Annotated in this window: 17 protein-coding genes; 12 read left to right on the top strand and 5 right to left on the bottom strand. The window is 70.8% G+C overall.

The features are described 5' to 3' along the window. Positions 1-144: 144 nt before the first annotated feature. The gene (locus IPI43_22660; protein MBK7776898.1) at positions 145-1,263 is read left to right on the top strand and encodes a UTP--glucose-1-phosphate uridylyltransferase; all 1,119 of its coding nucleotides are present in this window, start codon (positions 145-147) and stop codon (positions 1,261-1,263) included. A 4-nt stretch (positions 1,264-1,267) separates the two neighbouring features. Here the strand turns inward: IPI43_22660 and IPI43_22655 are convergent, their stop codons facing one another. Both IPI43_22655 and rlmN read right to left on the bottom strand, forming a co-directional pair. Further along, entirely contained in the window at positions 1,268-3,205 is a 1,938-nt protein-coding gene (locus tag IPI43_22655; protein ID MBK7776897.1) for a hypothetical protein, read from the bottom strand. 72 nt (positions 3,206-3,277) lie between these two features. Next, positions 3,278-4,438: a 23S rRNA (adenine(2503)-C(2))-methyltransferase RlmN gene (rlmN, locus tag IPI43_22650; GenBank protein MBK7776896.1), complete on the bottom strand. Its 1,161-nt coding sequence runs from the start codon at positions 4,436-4,438 to the stop codon at positions 3,278-3,280. 1,084 nt (positions 4,439-5,522) lie between these two features. Here rlmN and ttcA point away from each other — a divergent pair. From ttcA to IPI43_22635, 3 genes are all read left to right on the top strand, one after another. After that, positions 5,523-6,371: a tRNA 2-thiocytidine(32) synthetase TtcA gene (ttcA, locus tag IPI43_22645; protein MBK7776895.1), complete on the top strand. Its 849-nt coding sequence runs from the start codon at positions 5,523-5,525 to the stop codon at positions 6,369-6,371. Beyond that, entirely contained in the window at positions 6,368-7,387 is a 1,020-nt protein-coding gene (locus IPI43_22640) for a phosphotransferase (GenBank protein ID MBK7776894.1), read from the top strand. The genes ttcA and IPI43_22640 overlap by 4 nt, the downstream gene beginning before the upstream one ends. An 88-nt stretch (positions 7,388-7,475) precedes the next feature. Continuing rightward, a complete protein-coding gene (locus IPI43_22635) occupies positions 7,476-9,110 on the top strand; it encodes a carboxylesterase family protein (GenBank protein ID MBK7776893.1) in 1,635 nt (544 codons plus the stop codon). A 14-nt stretch (positions 9,111-9,124) separates the two neighbouring features. Here the strand turns inward: IPI43_22635 and ndk are convergent, their stop codons facing one another. Further along, a complete protein-coding gene (gene ndk, locus IPI43_22630; GenBank protein MBK7776892.1) occupies positions 9,125-9,544 on the bottom strand; it encodes a nucleoside-diphosphate kinase in 420 nt (139 codons plus the stop codon). A 188-nt stretch (positions 9,545-9,732) separates the two neighbouring features. On the opposite strand from ndk, the gene IPI43_22625 reads away from it, so the two are divergent. From IPI43_22625 to IPI43_22605, 5 genes are all read left to right on the top strand, one after another. After that, complete coding sequence (locus tag IPI43_22625) at positions 9,733-10,176, top strand: hypothetical protein (GenBank protein MBK7776891.1); 444 nt, start codon at positions 9,733-9,735, stop codon at positions 10,174-10,176. 100 nt (positions 10,177-10,276) lie between these two features. Continuing rightward, positions 10,277-10,885, top strand: coding sequence for a hypothetical protein (locus IPI43_22620; GenBank protein MBK7776890.1), 609 nt, complete (start codon positions 10,277-10,279; stop codon positions 10,883-10,885). A gap of 16 nt (positions 10,886-10,901) precedes the next feature. After that, positions 10,902-11,291, top strand: a complete 390-nt coding sequence (locus IPI43_22615; protein MBK7776889.1) for a hypothetical protein — start codon at positions 10,902-10,904, stop codon at positions 11,289-11,291. A 40-nt stretch (positions 11,292-11,331) separates the two neighbouring features. After that, a complete protein-coding gene (locus tag IPI43_22610) occupies positions 11,332-11,961 on the top strand; it encodes a hypothetical protein (GenBank protein ID MBK7776888.1) in 630 nt (209 codons plus the stop codon). Further along, positions 11,958-12,686 (top strand): hypothetical protein, encoded by a 729-nt coding sequence (locus IPI43_22605; GenBank protein ID MBK7776887.1) that lies wholly within the window; start codon positions 11,958-11,960, stop codon positions 12,684-12,686. The genes IPI43_22610 and IPI43_22605 overlap by 4 nt, the downstream gene beginning before the upstream one ends. 35 nt (positions 12,687-12,721) lie before the next feature. Here the strand turns inward: IPI43_22605 and IPI43_22600 are convergent, their stop codons facing one another. Together IPI43_22600 and IPI43_22595 are read right to left on the bottom strand one after the other, a co-directional pair. Then, positions 12,722-13,516 carry a glycerophosphodiester phosphodiesterase gene (locus tag IPI43_22600; protein ID MBK7776886.1) on the bottom strand — a complete coding sequence of 265 codons (795 nt, stop codon included), beginning with the start codon at positions 13,514-13,516 and terminating at the stop codon, positions 12,722-12,724. Continuing rightward, positions 13,513-13,998 (bottom strand): DUF4188 domain-containing protein, encoded by a 486-nt coding sequence (locus tag IPI43_22595; protein MBK7776885.1) that lies wholly within the window; start codon positions 13,996-13,998, stop codon positions 13,513-13,515. The genes IPI43_22600 and IPI43_22595 overlap by 4 nt, the downstream gene beginning before the upstream one ends. A gap of 114 nt (positions 13,999-14,112) precedes the next feature. Between IPI43_22595 and IPI43_22590 the strand changes: the two genes are divergently transcribed. From IPI43_22590 to IPI43_22580, 3 genes are all read left to right on the top strand, one after another. Beyond that, positions 14,113-14,703, top strand: coding sequence for a TetR/AcrR family transcriptional regulator (locus IPI43_22590; protein ID MBK7776884.1), 591 nt, complete (start codon positions 14,113-14,115; stop codon positions 14,701-14,703). Positions 14,704-14,782: 79 nt separating this feature from the next. Then, the gene (locus IPI43_22585) at positions 14,783-15,487 is read left to right on the top strand and encodes a DUF2490 domain-containing protein (protein ID MBK7776883.1); all 705 of its coding nucleotides are present in this window, start codon (positions 14,783-14,785) and stop codon (positions 15,485-15,487) included. A 138-nt stretch (positions 15,488-15,625) separates the two neighbouring features. After that, entirely contained in the window at positions 15,626-16,900 is a 1,275-nt protein-coding gene (locus tag IPI43_22580; GenBank protein ID MBK7776882.1) for a GGDEF domain-containing protein, read from the top strand. Positions 16,901-16,904: the final 4 nt, after the last annotated feature.

Raw genomic sequence — 16,904 nt, 5'->3', positions numbered from 1 at the left:
TGTGTAGAGGGGGTGGCTGGGTACTGTGAAGGGGGGTTGGGAGGGTTGGGGTGGGGTGTGACCTCTCCTTCACGCATAACACAGTCTCTTGGGGATCGGGGTACCAGGGTGCAAGTTGTCGGCCAATCGGCTAGACGTTCTCGGATGATTGGGTGGAACGAGCTAGTCGGGGATACGGACGAGGCCGCGCGGGAATTTCTTCAGCGCTACGGATTCGACGCAGAGCGCTTCGAAGCGCTACGAGCGCGGGTGCGGGCTGGCGCCGAGAGCGCCACGAACCACCTCACGGGTGAACTCACGCCGGTGGCGAGCCACGAGCTGGCCACCCTCCCAGACCCCGCGAGCAGCGACCACGCGGAGCTGCGCCGTGAGGGCGAAGCGGCCATCCGCGCCGGCCGCGTGGGCGTGCTGATGCTGGCAGGCGGCATGGCCACCCGCTTCGGCGCCGTGGTGAAGGCGCTGGCCCCCGCCTACGACGGCCGCTCGTTCCTCGACATCAAGCTGGACGACGCGCGACGCGTGTCCGCCGAACTGAGCGCGCGGGTGCCCGTGCTGATCATGAGCAGCTTCGCCACCCATGAGGCGCTGCTCGGTGCGCTGCCCGCTCCGAGTGAGGCGCTGCCCATCGATGTGTTCCCCCAGGAGGTGTCCCTGCGCGTCACCCCCGCTGGCGAGCTGCACCGTGACGCGTCGGGGGCGCTGTCCCCATACGCCACCGGGCACGGTGACCTGACCTTCGCCCTGCGTCGCAGCGGCGCCCTCGCGCGCTTCGTGGCGTCGGGCGGCGAGCTGCTGCTGATGAGCAACGTGGACAACCTGGTGGCGTCGCTGGACCCCGCCGTGATCGGCGCCCACCTTCATGGAGGCCGCGCGCTCACGGTGGAGGTCACGCCCAAGTACGCGGGCGACCAGGGCGGCATTCCGCTGGCGGTAGATGGGCGTGCCCAAGTGGTGGAGGCGTTCCGGCTGCCCCCCACGTTCGACCAGGACAGCGTCCCTGTCTTCAACACCAACACCATGGTGCTGGATGCACGAGCCATCGATCGCGACTTCGATCTCGACTGGTTCGTCGTCCACAAGCAGGTGGACGGAGCCCGCGTGGTCCAGTTCGAGCGCTTGGTGGGTCAGGTCACGGCGCACCTGCCCACGCACTTCCTGGTGGTCCCACGTGAGGGCTCGGGGTGCCGCTTCGCCCCCATCAAGACCCCCGAGGATCTCGCGCTGCAGCGCGAGCTCATCGAGACCGCCCTCCGCAGGGGGTGACGGGCTAGGGCGAGACGATCGCGCCGTCGGCGTAGCGATAGCGTCGCGCTTCCTCCTGCCAGGGCAGCAGGAGGGGAGCGACGCCGTCGTTCGCGAAGCCTGCGAACGGCCAGGTGGTGGCATCCCAGCCGCGCGCCTCACCCGGGGCGATGGTGAGGGTGGCCGTGCGACCACGACGACGCAGGTCCACCACGTTGACGATGCGCTCCGCGTCGCCGTGGTAGCGAGCCACTTCCACGCGCAGCAGCGGCTGGATCCCGGTTGCCGTGAACTGGAGCACGGTGAGGATGTCGCGCTGGAACTCGCCCAGGTTCTGCTTCACCGTGAACACGATCTCGAGCTGGCCGTCGCCGGTGAGGTCCGCCGTCTCCACGCTGAGTAGGTCGGCCTCGGAGGGAGTGGCTTCGAAGAAGAAGTAGCCCTGCCCGCCCTGGAAGCCCGGCCCATGCACCACGATGGCGCCGCCGAGCGCGAACACCTGCTCGGGCTCTCGGCCCTCGGCGACGTTGGCACGGGCACGGAAGCGCACGGCCACGCCGGCCGGCACGCCACGATCGGCGCGAACGCGCGCCAGCACGTCGTCATCGGACATGGGCGCGGCAGGGCGTGTGTCGCGCACGGGCTGCGTGGTCGCGGGCCGCTCCGTCTCGGTCCCGACCACCTCACCACCCTCCACGCGCGCGTTCGGGTTGGGCTGACTCTCCGTCTCGGCGAAGCTCTCACCGTTCCACTGGTAGGTCTGGCGCAGCACGGGGCCCCACGGCACCAGGATGGAGAGCGTGTCGCCCGTGGCGGGGCCCGCATAGGTGGCGGGGTCGATGCCCTCGGCGTCCCCGACGTGCACGTCGATGAAGGGCGCGCCTCGCCGCTGGCGGCGCAGCTCCACGCGCGAGCGAACGATGCCCTGCCGCGTGCGCTCGAACACGGGCACGCTCAGCAGCTCGGTCAGGCCGTCGCCGTTGGTGCCCAGCACCATCCAGCTGGCGCGCACACCGTGGCGGTCCCGCTCACGGATTCGGAGGATGATCTCGGCCTTGCCGTCGCCCGTGACGTCTTCGATGCGCGCGCGCTGAACGTCTTCGGCCGAGCGCACACCCAGGCGCTCGAAGTCGTAGCCGCGGCCGTCCCGGTAGCCCTCGCCCACCACCACCAGCACGCCACCGATGACCAGCACGCGCTCCTCACGCTCGTCGCCAGCCAGGTCGCCCCAGAACTCGTAGCCGATGGGCGCCGCCCCGAGGCCGTTGTCACGGCGGAAGGCCAGAACCGCGTTGGCCGGCCCGCTGGCCATGTGGGCCTCGGGGACGCTCGTCAGCTCGCTCGCGCCCACCGGCGCGGACGCGATGGTGGCCTCGATCTCGGGGGCGGTGGCCACGTCCACGTCCACCAGGCGGACGGCGGCCCGCATGGCGCTGAGGCGGCCTGCGTTGGGGATGAGCGCCACGGGCAGGAAGGCCTCGAGCTCGTAGCCGCCCGCGATGGGGGCTTCGAGGATGCGTGCGCCGCGGGCGGCCCGGGTGCGCCCTCCCGGCTCGGCCACCAGCGCCACGGCAGCCGACTCACCCTCCACGCCCGCGTAGAGCCAGAACTCCACGGCCTCGGGCCCGTCGTTGCCGGGGGTGATCAACGTGAGCACCAGCACGTCCTCGCTGTCGCCAGGGCGCCGCGTGCGGATCATGCGCTCGTCTCGCACGCGGGCGGCCACGTAGACGCCAGCGTCGTCCTGCGCGAGCGCCACTTCGAAGCTGGCGTCGTCGCCGGCCCCGAAGGGCTGCATGGCCACGGCCGCCCAGTCGCGCAGGGCGCCGTCCACGCGGAACGTGTTCGCGCTGGCCCGTTGGACGTTCAGCGCCGTCTGCGCCGCCGCCGGGGCCGCGATGGAGGAGATGACGGCCCACGCGAGGAGAGCGGAGGCAACCCGAGAGACGTTCCGGAGAGGCATGCGCCGGCGAGGGTAGCAGCCGGTCGATTCCCGCGGCTAGCGGGGTGTGGGCGCGGGCCGCGGAGGCGCTGTCTAGGCGACGGGCAGCCGCCGACGCCGGCCATCGTCGCCGTGATAGGCCAGCTGCCCGCAGGCGGCCGCGATGTCGTCGCCGCGTGTCTTGCGAACGAACGCCGAGAGCCCGCGCTCGAAGAGCCGCTCTCGGAACGCCGTGACCCCGCCCTCCTTGGGGGCCGCGAGCGTGCTCTCCGAGATGGGGTTCATGGGGATCAGGTTCACCTTGGCCGGCACCCCGCGCAGCAGCTTCACCAGCGCGTCCGCGTCGCGCAGGTCGTCGTTCACGCCGCGGATGAGCGTGTACTCGATGGTGATGCGCCGCCGCTTGGGCAGCGGATAGCGCTTCAAGCAAGCGATCAAGTCCTCGAGCGAGTGCTTCCGGTTGATGGGCATGATGGACGAGCGGCGCTCGTCGGTGACGGCGTGCAGGCTGATGGCCAGCTGCACCTGCCCTTCGAAGTCGCGCGCCAGCCGGTCGATCTGCGGCACGAGCCCGCTGGTGGAGAGCGTCACGCGGCGCTTGCCGAGAGCCAGCCCGTCCGGGTGCGTGAGCAGCACCAGCGCGCGGGCCACGTTGTCGTAGTTGTGCAGCGGCTCGCCCATGCCCATGAGCACGATGTTGCGGAGGTGCTCGCGCTCGGTGGTGAGGCTACGCCCCAGCAGCACCTGGCTCACGATCTCGGCGGCGGTCATGTGGCGCTTCAGGCCCATCACGCCCGACGCGCAGAACACGCAGCCCATGGCGCAGCCCACCTGGCTCGAGATGCACTGCGTGACCACCGTGCCGGGCACCCACGTGGGGCCCGCGCTGGCTTCGTCGCCCTCGTCGGCGTCCGCGTCCGGGTCGGTCTTCTCCAGCTGCGGGATGAGCACGGTCTCCACCTCGGAGCCGTCCTGCATGCGCACCAAGAGCTTGCGCGTGCCATCCAGAGACGGGTGCAGGTGCGCCACGCTCAGCGGCAGCGCGAGCCCCTCCTCGTGCAGCCGCGCCCGCAGGGTCTTCGGCAGGTTGGTCATGGCGTCGGGGTCGAACACCCCGCGCTGATGAATCCACTGAAACACCTGCAGGCCCCGATAGCGAGGCTCGCCCCAGCCGGCCAGCACCTCGGCCCACTCTTCGGGCAGGCGCTCGAGCGGGTGCACCGCGGGGGCAAGGTCGGGAACCGGGAGACTCATGCCCTCGAAGTGCCACTCCCGCAGCCCCGCGGCAACCGGCCCGCTGGACGCTCGACACCATCCGTGGCGGGGCCGTGATCGATCCGCCGGGGCGGGGCGGGGGTCGCGGCGGGCACGGACGCGCTGGCGCGTCCTGTCTGGTCCTCCCTGAAAACCGCACTGCGCGCTGCGCGCTCCGTTTGTTTTCTGGGTCCCCCCCACGCCCCTGGGGCCCGGGAACGGGGAGTCGTTCGTGCTCGCGGCCGATGCATCCCGGCTGGCGTCGTTGCTCCTCGGTCACATACCAGTCGGTATGCTCCCTCGTCGCGCCTAGCCACCCGGGCGCCTCGACCACGATCATCGAACGCCCCCCCGTTCCCGGGCCCCCGCCGACCCCCGCCCCGCCCCGGCGATGGCGAACGTCTCTGGCTCAGATGAGCCCGACCGTGACCGCGGCGAGGGGTGCGCGACAGGCTCGGCGAGGCACCCCCAGGGTCCCTTCGTCGCGGATGGGCGCGACGGGTGCGACGGGTGCGCGCCGCAGCCCAACTGACGCCGCGGAGCTCGATTGGACTCGACGGAGCGCGGCAGGGCTCTGGTGCGCTCGACGGGGCGCGGTCGACTCGGCTGCGCTCGTCCCGCAGCTAGCACGGACCACGGGACCCCGTCCGTCCACGTCGGACTCAGTTGAGCCCAAGCGTGCGCCGAGGGACGGCGCGCGTCCTGCGGCCTGGCCCCCGGACACGTGTATGCGCGCTGGCGCCCACTGGCGAGAACGCCGCCGTCCGCGCATGCGAGGCGTCGCCAGCAGCCGGGGCGGGGCAGGGGTCAGCAAGGGCGTGGGGGCCCCGAGACCGACTCGGCTAGGGCCCCCCCCCCCCCCCCCGGCCCCGCCCCCCCCCGCCGCCCACCCGCCCCCCCCCCCCCCCCCCCCAAACGCAGCGCAGCGAAGTGCCGATTTCCAGGGACTCCCGACAGGACGCGCCAGCGCGTCCGTGCCCGCCGCGACCCCTGCCCCGCCCCGGCGGATCGATCACGCCCCCCTGCCCCCACCGAGGAACGCCGTGTAGTGGACGCCGCGCCCGCTCGCGTCACAGTTGCGCCCATGACCGACGCGCGCCGTCTCGAGAAGCTCCTGTATCGCACGATGAAGAACACCTGCGAGACGTACGAGCTGCTGGCGCCGGGGGACCGCGTCATGGTGGCCATCAGCGGGGGGAAGGACAGCTACACGCTGCTGCATCTACTTCACATGCTGCGGCCGCGGCTGCCGTTTCCCATCGAGCTCATCGCCGTGCACCTCGACCAGGTGCAGCCGGGCTATGACGGGCGGGCGCTCGAAGCTTGGTTGGCCGCGAGCGGCTACGCCTACGAGATCCTGCGCGAGGACACCTACACGGTGGTGACCGACCGCGTGGACTCGAGCAGCACGTACTGCTCGCTGTGCTCGCGGCTGCGGCGCGGCATCCTCTACACAGCGGCGGAGCGCCTGGGCTGCAACAAGATCGCGCTCGGGCACCATCGCGACGACTCGCTCGAGACCTTCCTGATGAACACGTTCTTCAGCGGGAAGCTGCAGGCCATGCCGGCGCGCTACACCACGGACGACGGGCGGTTCCAGGTCATCCGTCCGCTCATCGAGTGCGGCGAGGCACGCATCGCCGAGCTGGCCGAGGCGCTGGCGTTCCCCATCCTGCCCTGCAACCTGTGTGGGTCGCAGGAGGGGCTGCAGCGCGAGCAGATGAAAGACCTCTTGAGCACCCTCGAGGCGAAGCACCCGGACGTGCGCAACGTCATGCTGCAGTCCCTGCGCAACGTGCGCCCCACGCACCTGCTGGACCGTGACGTGCAGGCCGTGTGGGAGGCGCGCCCCGAGGGGGTTCGCCCGGCGACTCCGCCACGCCCCACGGTGCAGCATGCGGACGCCAAGCCACGCCTGACGGTGCTGCGGTGAGTGAGGCTGCGCGCGCGGCGCTTGCACGGTACGGCCTCGACGCGGCACGGCTCGAGCCCATCACCGTGGGGCTCATCAACCAGACGTGGCGCGTGGATGCCCCGGGCGGCGAGCGCTTCGTGCTCCAGCGCGTGAACCCCATCTTCACGGCAGCGGTGAACGACGACATCGAGGCCATCACGGCGCGCGTGGCCCAGTACGGCGTCTTGACGCCACGCCTGGTGCACACCGTGTCGGGCGAGCGCTGCGCGCAGCAGCCCGACGGGGTCTATCGCTTGCTGACGTTCATCGACGGCGAGGTCGTGAGCACGCTCTCGGATCCGGCACGCGCCGCGAGCGTGGCGCGCCTCGTGGCCCGCTTCCACGCCGCGCTCGAAGGCTTCGAGCACCACTTCGCCTTCACGCGCCCCGGCCCGCACGACACGCCGCGACACCTCGCGTTCCTGCAGACCACGCTCGCGGAGCACGCCGCGCACCCGCGCTTCGCCGACGTTCAGCCCGTGGCGCAAGCGATCCTCTCGCATGGCGCGGCGCTGCCCGTGCTGGGCGCGCTGCCCGTTCGCATCATCCACGGTGACCTGAAGGTGACCAACGTGATGTTCGTGCACGGCAGCCACGAAGCGCTGGCGCTGCTGGACCTCGACACCATGGCCCACGACACGCTCGCAGCCGAGATGGGCGACGCGCTGCGCTCGTGGTGCAATCCGCTCGGCGAGTCGGACCCGCGCGCCGAGCTGGACGTGGCGCTCTACCGCGCTGCGACCGAAGCGTACGTGGAGGCGGCAGGCGCCATGCTCACGCTCGAAGAGCGCGCTGCCCTTCCCGCTGGGCTCGAGATCATCGCGCTCGAGCTGGCCTCGCGCTTCTGCGCCGACGCGCTGCGCGAGTGCTACTTCGGCTGGGATGCCACGCGTTTCGGGAGCCGCTCGGAGCACAACCTGGTGCGGGCGCGCTCGCAGTTGTCGTTGGCCGGAAGCGTGCGTGCCCAGCGGGCCAGCCTCGCGGTGTCGCTCTAGCCGGCCCGCCTTACCGCCCGGCACCAACCGAGCCAATCGCGAAAACGTCCGTAAACACGGAGGCGCTGCCCGGGTTAGCATCCCGCTCATGACCGCCTTTCGAGCCCGCATCCGCCTGCCACGCAGTCTGCATCCGATGTACCCGCTGCTGCCTCTGCTCGGGGTCTTGGCCGCCCACGCTGGCTGCTCGGATGGCGCCCCGTCCTTGGTCGCCACGCCCACCGAGGTGATGACCGAGTACGGGCCCGTGCGCGGCAGCATCGGCAACGGGGCAGTCGGCTACCTGGGCATCCCATACGCCGCGCCGCCCACGGGCAACCTGCGCTTTGCGCCGCCCGCTGCGCCCACGCCGTGGACCGACACGCTGGACGCCGACACCCGCCCGCGCGCGTGCCCGCAGGTGATCCCCATCTTGGGCGCGCAGACCGAAGAGGACTGCCTCTACATCAACGTCCACGCCCCGCTCGAGGTGCCGGAGAGCGGCGCTCCGGTGCTGGTGTGGATCCACGGCGGCGGCTTCACGCTGGGCGAGGGCGTGCAGACCGAGGGCGGCACGGTGGGCGACATCCTCGCACGCGACGAGAACATCATCGTGGTGAGCATGAACTACCGCCTGGGCGCGCTGGGCTTCCTCTCGCACCCGGCCCTGACGGACGAGTCCGCGGACAGCATCAGCGGCAACTACGGCTTGCTCGACCAGGTGGCGGCCCTCGAGTGGGTGCGCGACAACATCCGCGCCTTCGGCGGTGACCCCGAGCGTGTGACCATCGCGGGCCAGTCGGCGGGCGGCATCAGCGTGTGTGCGCACTTGGTGTCGCCGCGCAGCGCGGGCCTCTTCCACGGCGCCATCGTGGAGAGCGGCCCCTGCGAGTTCACGGCCAGCAGCGAGGACGCCAGCGCCCAGGGCGTGCGCTTCGCCGCGGCCCTGCCCACGCCGTGCGACACGGGCACGCCCAGCGAGGTGCTGACCTGTCTGCGCGCCGCCAGCGTGGCGGACATCCTGGCCACGCTGCCGGGCTCACGGGACTTCCTCACGCGCGACGAGAACACCGCCTTCTGGGGCCCCATCGTGGACGGCGACGTCTTGCCGCAAGCCTACGGCGCCGCCATCCGCGCGGGCAACATGGCCGATGTGCCGGTGCTCGCGGGCTTCACCGAGAACGAGGGGCGCGTGTTCGCCGCGCTGAGCGAGGTGGTCATCGCGCCCGAGGACTACGAGGCCGCGCTGGCTGACCTGGTGGGCGGACCTGGCGCCGACGCAGACGCCGTGATCGCGGCCTACCCGCTCAACGGCGAGGACCCCACGGTGCGCTACTTCGACGCCATCGGCGACCAGCTGCTGACCTGCTCGGCGCGCTCCAGCACCATGGCCATGGGCGAGCAGACCGACCTCTATCACTACTTCTACCGCTACCCCAACGCGGCCTTCCAGCTGCCCACCGACTTCGACCTCGGCGCCTACCACGCGGCCGAGGTGCAGTTCGTGTTCGGCTACCGCGCCAACGCGTTCATCCGGCGCTTCAACGCGGAGGAGCAGATCATGCACGACCTCATCCGCAGCTACTGGGGCGCGTTCGTGCGGGACGGCCAGCCACAGGTGGAGGGGCAGCCCGAGTGGCCAAAGTACGACGCCGCAGAGGACAACCACCTCGTGCTCGACCTCGAGGTCGTGACGGGGACGGGTGCCGCTGCGGCGCAGTGCGAGGTCTGGGACGCGCTCTAGGCGCGCCCGGACGCTCAGCCCAGCTCGTAGCCGGGGAAGAAGTAGTTCACTTCGATGGCGGCGTTCTCGGCGCTGTCCGAGCCGTGCACCGCGTTCTCGCCGATGTCCTTGGCGTACTGCTTGCGGATGGTGCCGGGCTCGGCGTTGGCCGGGTTGGTGGCGCCCATCAGGGTGCGGTAGGCCACGACGGCGTTCTCGCCCTCGAGCACGCTGACGACCACGGGGCCGCGCGTCATGAAGTCCACCAGCTCACCGAAGAAGGGGCGGTGACTGTGGACGGCGTAGAAGCCCTCTGCCATGGGGCGGCTCAAGTGCACGAGGCGCATGGCCTTGATCTTGAGGCCGGCGCCCTCGATCATGGCGAGGATGTTGCCGACGTTGTTCGCCTCGACGGCGTCGGGCTTGATGATGCTGAAGGTGCGTTCCGTAGCCATGTGAAGTCCTCGTTCCGTTTCCATCGCGGCCACCAACAGGCGACCAAAATCGCCCGGGGTGTAGCGCGTTTCCGCAATTCAGCAAGAAAACCCGGCATCTCCGCGCGCCCCCTCGACGACGGACCGCCCGCCCAGGTTACACCGGCCCGGACAACGCCGGATGAGATGCGATAGGATGGGCCATGGGCATGCGGAGAGCGATCGTTGCGGGTGTGCTGCTGCTGTGGGGCTGCGGCCACGAAGAGCCGAGAGCGACGGTCGCGTCATCCCCCGAGGCGGCCGAGGTTCCCGCGCCCCCCACGCCAGAGCCTGCGCCAGAGCCGGCACCCCCTCCCCCCGAGGTGACCTGCGAAACTCCGCACGACTGCGTGGGGCGCACGCGCGTCTGTCCGCGAGCGCACCGGCACAACACCGGCAACTGCATGCGTCCCTATCTCCCAACGGGCGAGCACATGTTGGGGGTCTGCCAAGAAGCCCACTGCGAGGTGGATGACGAGGCTGAGTGCGACCAAGCCGCCGCTCGCTGCGTCGGGGGCGGCACCGCCACCTTCCAGGCCTACGATCCCCCCAACCCGGAGTACCGGCGTGGAGGCTGCACGGTGCGCTGCACGGCCTACCCCGAGGGCGAGTGACGCCGGCACGAGGCCATCGTGACCAGGGGTGCCAAGGCCGTGCGGCGCCCGGCGGTCCCATGGCACAGTCTGCTCCCGCCCCGCTCGCCTCGAGGACCCCATGACCGCCCACACACCGCTCCGCGTCCTGTTGCTCGCACTCGCCATCGCCGGCTGCGGAGGCGGCGGCGGATCCACCGAGACCAGCACCCAGCGGGAGCTGCTGCGCGATGTCCCCGAGCTGCGCGCCGCTTCGGAGGGCTACGGCGGCGAAGGCTCGAGTGAATCGAGCAGCGCGCAGACCAGCGCGCCCGCGTCGCGCGGTCGAGGGGGCGGCCTGCCGGTGGGGTTCGACGGCACCGAGATGTACTCCGGGCGCTTCGGCGGCCCCGACAGCGCGCAGTCGCTGTCCCCCGAGTGTCCCGGCTGGGTGGCGTCGCAACCCAATCACGAGATCTACGTCCCGGCCGAGCTGGAATTCGCGCAGCTGGTGGTCAACTCGGACCCCTTCGACACCACGCTCGTGGTGCAGCTGCCCGACGGCAGCTTCCTGTGCAACGACGACACCCACGGGCTGAACCCGGCGGTGCAGCTCGAGCCGGTGCCCAGCGGTCAGCTGCGCGTGTGGGTCGGGTCCTACCAGGAGGGGCAAGAGGGCGACTACCAGATGGCGTTCACCACCGACCGGGGCCTGGACGCGTCGGCCATCGGCCCCACACCCGAAGAGTGATACCGTCCGCGTTCGTATGACGACCCACCAGGCCACGCCCACCACCGCGAGTCGCTGTCAGACGTGCTTCGGCACCGGTGAAGTGGGAGGCCCTCACGGCGTCGTCGCGTGTCCCGACTGCTTCGGTCTCGGCACCCTGCCCTCGTCCATGGTGCTGGTGGAGCGGCGCCTGCGCGACCTCGAGAGCCGGTACGCTGCGGCCGGTAGCCAAGCCGCGCTGGACGTTCGCTGGCTGGTGGACGAGGTGCGTCGCAGCCGTCACGCCCTGGTGCAGATCCTCGCCGCCGGGGCGGACGCGCAGGGCGCGAGCGACGCCGACCGGGCGCTGTCGTCCAAGATGCTGTTCCTCGCGAACGACGTGCTGGACTACTTCCAGGTCGAGGCCGGCGAGACCCCGCGAGCCTGAAGATGTCTGCCACGAGCGGTGCGTGGTAAGCTGAGGCTTCATGCGGGTGTTGAAGCAGCTCGGAGCAGACCTCGGCCGGATCCTGGGGGCAATCTTCGGTACCGCCTTCGTACTGGTGGTCACCTCTGGCGTGGGTGAGGGCATCGCAGAGGCCGCCGATACTGGCGAGGTGATCATCGGGCTGGTCTTGGGCGTCGTGGTGGTGGGGCTCGCGGCCATGGCCATCAGCTACGTGGTGCTCCCTTCGTTGCGGCACCTGTCCACGGCCTACAGCGCGGCGCTCGACGGGAAGCCCTCGGCGTCCTCCCGTGGTTACTACCTCACGCTGGGTGTGCTCGAGGGTGGAAGCGCGGTGTTGGTCATGGCCTTGGGAGCATGGCGCTACCGACACGGTATGACAGCGGGGGAGCTGCACTGGGCACAGCAGGGCGCGCTGATCCTGGTTGGCGGCTTGGTGCTGGGCGGGGGTGCGGCGCTGGCACGCCTGATCGCCGCCATGCGCGCCGAGGGTGGCAAGAAGGGCGCGGCCCGCGAATGGCAGGCGTCGGTAGCCAAGGAGCTCGCCCAGGCCGAAGCGCGCGGGACCGGCAGCAGCGACCAACAGCGCGTCCTCGCCTTCTGTCTCGGCCTCGGACTGGCGCTGGCCATGGCCATCAACGGGGCCCCATGAGCGGCCCACGCGAATCCCTCTCGCCCATGGTGCCCATCGTGTGTGCGGGCTGCGGCGTGGCGCTCGCGCTCTCGGTGGAGCCCACCATCACGTGCCGGCACTGCCAGGCCGTGGCCACCGTGCCACCCGAGTATCGCGAGGCCGTGGCCCTGCAGCAGCAAGCTCGAGTCGCGCGCGCTGCCAGTGAGCCTCGCTTTCGCGCCCTGGCGTTGGGCAGCGCACAGGGCTGGCAGACGGCCGCCGCAGGATCGCTGGTGGTCCTGCCTCCGCTGGCCACCGCCGTGGGCCGCTTCGGCCTCGCGCTGGGCCCGGTCGAAGCGCAGGCGCTGCTCATGCTGCCGTCCATCTTCGTGGCGGTGTCGCTGTGGACCGGCGCCACCACCGCGCGGCGCCTGACCAGCTCGTTCCAGTCCGAGATGGCGGCGCGACCCCCCGCCAGCCCCGATCAGGAATCGGGCTGCCGTGCGTGCGGCGCGCCGCTCCCGCGCGAGACGGGCGGCGCGCAGCTCTCGGCCACGTGCGGCTACTGCGGGACCGAGAGCCTGCTCATCGAGCTGCCCAGCGCCAGGCTGCGCGCCGACCAGCGTCATGCGCGGCGCTCGCTCGCCCAGGCCTCGGAGGCGCTCCGGCGGCGCATGCGCTGGCTGGCGCTGGGCGTGGTGGGCGCCGGAGTGACGGCCGCGCTGGTGGCGGCCGCGTTGCTCACCACGCTGGCGCCGGGCTGAGGTTGCCTTCGACAGCACGGGTCGCGTCGTGCGCGTCAGTCACGAGAGCTGAGGTGGGACGCCGCCGCTGGCGCCGACGATGGGGCGATCCCCTGCATGGCCGCCGGATCGTCCGTGATGATGACGCGGACCCCCCAGGCCACCAGCTGTTCCGCTCGCGCGCGCTGGTTCACGGTCCACGTGTTGAGCTCGAGCCCTGCCGCACGACACTCCTGCGCGAGCGCCTCGTCGATGAACGCGTGGTGGGGGTGCAGCGCCTGGCAGCCGGCGTCCCGCGCGCGCGCCACCCAGCTGGTCCGTTCGTCCGCGCGCTCGATCAACCAGCCCAGCGGCACGGTTGCGTCACGCCCGCGCACCACGCGCAGCAGCTCGAGGTCGAACGAGCTGATCAGCACGTGGCGCTCGTCCCGCCGCGGGTCGGCTGCCAGCGCAGCAAGGACCACCTCCGCCACGCGCTCAGCGTCGTGCCGTCGGCAGCCCGCATCCGCCACCTTGATCTCCACGTTGAGGGCGATGGGCACCGCGCTCAGCAGCTCCCCCAGCGTGGCCACGCGCACCCCCTGCCCCACGAGTGGCGTGCCCACGCCCGCGTCCAACGTTCGTAGCTCGGCCAGCGTGAAGGCCGAGACGCACCCCCGACCGGAGGTGGTCCGGTCGAGGGTGTCGTCATGCATGAGCACGGGCACGTCGTCCGCGGAGAGCTGCACGTCGAACTCCACCATGGTGGCCCCGGCTTCGATGGCTGCCTGGATGGACTCGATGGTGTTCTCCGGGAAGCTCCCCGAAGCGCGCGTTGGCCCGAGGCCGCGATGTCCGCACACGATGCTCATGCGCGCAGCTTAGACCCCTCGGCCAGGCGACCGCGAGCCCCGTGCAGCGGGCCCTCGGCGGGGACCAGCGGCCCCACCTTGCCCAAGCCGAACGGCGGCATCTGGTTGTAGAGCGTCTCGTGCTGGCCGGGCTCGATGATGTAGGTCTCGTGCCAGACGCCCATGGCCCCGCTGAGGCCCCACTCCTTCACCCAGCGGCGCCACGCTGGGACGTGCGCGCGCTCGCGATTGGACGCGTACTTCAAGAGGTCGTCCAGTGAGCGCCAGTACTGCACGGCCAGCGTGGTGCGCCCGACGTAGTTCTCGTACGACAGCAGGCCCGAGTCCGGGTCGCTGACCAGCTCGTTCATCATGCGGCCCATGGCGCGCGCCACGGCCCACATCATGGGCAACGCCCACCAGTGGTTGAGGCGCGAGCCAATCAGGAACACGACGAAGCCTTCCTTGCGGGAGACGGTCTGGCGGATGGGTTCGGCAGTCATGGCAGCTCTCCTTCTTGGTGCTGTCGGTCGCGATGTTGTCACCGACATCATTGTTTGCACCGTCTACATACCGCACGTGTTGCCATTGTCAACATCGTTCTTCATAGTGGGCGCATGAGCTATCACCACGGCGACCTGCGGAACGAGCTGCTGACCGCGGCGGTGGACGTGGCCCGTGAGCGGGGCATCGAAGGGCTGAGCCTGCGCGAGTGCGCGCGCCGCGCCGGGGTGTCCCATGCGGCCCCGTACCGGCACTTCGAGGACAAGAACGCCCTGCTGCTGGCCTTGGCCGACCAGGGCTTCACGTGGCTCACCGCTGCGGGTCAGCGCGCGATGGAGGGGCTCGACGACCCGCGTGCCCGCCTGGACGCCTACGGCGTGGCCTACGTGCGCTTCGCCGTCACGCACCCCATTCACTTCCGGCTGATGTTCACGCGCGAGCTCGAGACCCCCACGCCCAAGACCGTTCCCGAGGGCAGCCCACCCGTGGCGAACGACGCGTTCGGGCTGTTGGTGCAGACCGCGGGCGCCGCCTGGAGCCGCGCCGGGGGAGACGCGCTGCTGGCCGGTGTCGCCGCGTGGAGCATCCCGCACGGCCTCGCCATGTTGATCCTGGACGGGCGCATCCCGGCGGAGCACATCGCCACCACCGAGGCCATCGAGCAGCTAGCCCGCGACGTCATCCAGCTCTGGCGCAACGCTTAGTCCGCAGAGGTGTTCCTCGGATTTGAAGCCGTAGCCACCCCATGCGACAACCAGGGCTCCCTCTCGCCCTGAGTCGCCCATGCACCGCGCTTCACGCCCGCTCTTCCCTGGCTTGCTGCTCCTCACGCTGCTCTGCACGAGCCTCGCGCCAACGACAGCTCGCGCGCAGCTCGACACGGACCACGCGGTGTGGGCGGGCGCCGCAGCCACCCAAGAGCTCAACAGCGGAGACTACCGCCTGGCGCTCTGGCTGGACCTGCACCGCCGCCAGGACAGCCCCACGGCGTCCATGATCATCCGGCCGGGCATCGGCCTCTTCGTGAGGCCCTGGCTGTCGTTCTGGGCAGGCTACGCGTGGACACCGGTCTACCCGGACGGGGCGGCGCGCCGCGACGAGCACCGGTTCTGGTCGCAGGTCTGGATCAACCACGCGCTCGGCAAGGGCTTCGCCTTCCAGTCACGCAGCCGCTTCGAGCACCGCTTCGCGCCCAACAGCGACGACGTGGCCCACCGCTTTCGGCAGTTCGTGCGTCTGGGCTGGATGCACGCCACGCAGCCCGTGGGCTTCGTGGTCTGGGACGAGCTCTTCGTGGGCCTGGCCGACGCCGACTGGAGCCCTGTAGAGGGCTACGACCAGAACCGCCTGTTCGTGGGGCCCGTGTTCCGCATCGCCTCGTGGGCTCGGGTGGAGCCGGGCTATCTGCTGGTGCATCTGGACAGGGCCCCCAACCGGCTGGTGCACGCCGTGGCCGTGAACCTGTTCTTCACCGGCACAGCGGACTGAGCATTTTTCGTACAATTCGCATCCGAAGGGGCTACCCAAGGCGCCTCGCAGTCCGTAGTATGTGTAATTGTGAAGCCTGGGGGTAATCAGGAACGCGATCGGGAACCCCCGGGGAACCCGCTGACCAGCCGCCACTTGGTGGCCTCGGTGGACGCCGTCATGCGCGAGGAGCTGCGCTCGCTCGTGGCCGATCCGCCCACCGTGGTGCACATCCCGAAGGTGCTCCGCGAAGCGTTCCACGCCCGCAAGCAGCACGAAGTGCAGCGCGTCTTGCGCATTGGGGGGCTGTGCGGAATGGCGCTCGGGTTGACCATCGTCGCCGCGCGCATGCTGCTCTTCAGCGGGCTCGGCACCCACGCGGACAACGTCCTCTACGGCCAGATCTCGGTCTTCAACCTGGTGGTCATCTTCACCACCATCGTCGCCCTGCAGCTGCCGCGCGTGTTCGCCCACTACCGGCCCATCATGGTGACGGCGGGCGCCTTGGTGTTGGCCTCCACGCACACGGGCAGCATCCTCATCAGCGAGCCGCACATCGCGCTCTCGGCCAGCTACGCGGCCATGCTGGGGGTCACGGTCGTGACCATCGGCTTCCGCAATGGCTTCGGCTACTCGCTGCTCACCTGCATGCTCGGGTTCGTGGGCGGGTCCGGCTACGCCGTGTGGCAGGGCGCGCGGCCCGACTGGGTGCTGGTCTCCTACGGCTACGTGGCGGCCAGTGCCGTGGGCCTGGTCATCTCGTGGCTGGTGGAGCGCCAGGACGCCCTGCACTTCTTCCAGTCCATCTTGCTCGCCAGCGAGGCCGAGGAGCGCCTGCGCCTCAACCAGCAGCTCGAGGCCATGTCGCGCACCGACTCGCTCTCGGGGCTGGCCAACCGCCGCTCGTTCGACGACACGCTCGAGGCCGAGTGGGCGCGCATGCGACGCGAGCGTGCCCCGCTATCGCTGGTGTTCGTGGACGTGGACCACTTCAAGCGCTTCAACGACGCCAACGGGCACCGCGCGGGGGATGCGTGCCTGCGCGCCGTGGGGCAGGCGCTGCTGAGTGGGGCGCTGCGGCCGGGCGACATGGCGGCCCGCTATGGCGGCGAAGAGTTCGTGCTCCTGCTGCCGAAGACGGACCTCGCAGGCGGAGAGGCCGTGGCGCACCGCGTGCTCGCGGCCATCGACGAGCTCTGCCTCCCGCACGGCGACTCCCCTACAGCGAGTCACGTGACCATCAGCGTGGGGGTGGCAGCCGCAGCACCCGACTCCGAGCTGGAGGCCCGGCACCTGGTGGAGACGGCCGACGCGTGCCTCTACCGAGCCAAGAACCAAGGGCGGCACTGCGTGTGCGTGTCCGAGCTGCGCGGCGACTCACTCCGTCCGCTGACGCGTCAGCAGAACATCACGCTCACCGGCGAAGCGAGCTGAGCCA

The sequence above is a fragment of the Sandaracinaceae bacterium genome (genome assembly GCA_016706685.1).
GTDB lineage: Bacteria > Myxococcota_A > Polyangia > Polyangiales > Houyiibacteriaceae > JADJJE01.
The sequence above is the reverse complement of the archived record's forward strand: the minus strand, read 5'-3'. Positions and strand labels throughout refer to the sequence as shown.

Bases quoted from the DNA above. Each gene is read 5' to 3' on its own strand.
- IPI43_22635 (MBK7776893.1), top strand. From the start codon at position 7,476: ATGACCGCCTTTCGAGCCCGCATCCGCCTGCCACGCAGTCTGCATCCG.
- IPI43_22620 (MBK7776890.1), top strand. From the start codon at position 10,277: ATGACCGCCCACACACCGCTCCGCGTCCTGTTGCTCGCACTCGCCATC.
- IPI43_22625 (MBK7776891.1), top strand. From the start codon at position 9,733: ATGCGGAGAGCGATCGTTGCGGGTGTGCTGCTGCTGTGGGGCTGCGGC.
- IPI43_22605 (MBK7776887.1), top strand. From the start codon at position 11,958: ATGAGCGGCCCACGCGAATCCCTCTCGCCCATGGTGCCCATCGTGTGT.
- IPI43_22655 (MBK7776897.1), bottom strand. From the start codon at position 3,205: ATGCCTCTCCGGAACGTCTCTCGGGTTGCCTCCGCTCTCCTCGCGTGG.
- rlmN (MBK7776896.1), bottom strand. From the start codon at position 4,438: ATGAGTCTCCCGGTTCCCGACCTTGCCCCCGCGGTGCACCCGCTCGAG.
- IPI43_22600 (MBK7776886.1), bottom strand. From the start codon at position 13,516: ATGAGCATCGTGTGCGGACATCGCGGCCTCGGGCCAACGCGCGCTTCG.
- IPI43_22590 (MBK7776884.1), top strand. From the start codon at position 14,113: ATGAGCTATCACCACGGCGACCTGCGGAACGAGCTGCTGACCGCGGCG.
- ttcA (MBK7776895.1), top strand. From the start codon at position 5,523: ATGACCGACGCGCGCCGTCTCGAGAAGCTCCTGTATCGCACGATGAAG.
- IPI43_22610 (MBK7776888.1), top strand. From the start codon at position 11,332: ATGCGGGTGTTGAAGCAGCTCGGAGCAGACCTCGGCCGGATCCTGGGG.
- IPI43_22615 (MBK7776889.1), top strand. From the start codon at position 10,902: ATGACGACCCACCAGGCCACGCCCACCACCGCGAGTCGCTGTCAGACG.
- IPI43_22660 (MBK7776898.1), top strand. From the start codon at position 145: ATGATTGGGTGGAACGAGCTAGTCGGGGATACGGACGAGGCCGCGCGG.
- IPI43_22595 (MBK7776885.1), bottom strand. From the start codon at position 13,998: ATGACTGCCGAACCCATCCGCCAGACCGTCTCCCGCAAGGAAGGCTTC.
- ndk (MBK7776892.1), bottom strand. From the start codon at position 9,544: ATGGCTACGGAACGCACCTTCAGCATCATCAAGCCCGACGCCGTCGAG.
- IPI43_22585 (MBK7776883.1), top strand. From the start codon at position 14,783: ATGCACCGCGCTTCACGCCCGCTCTTCCCTGGCTTGCTGCTCCTCACG.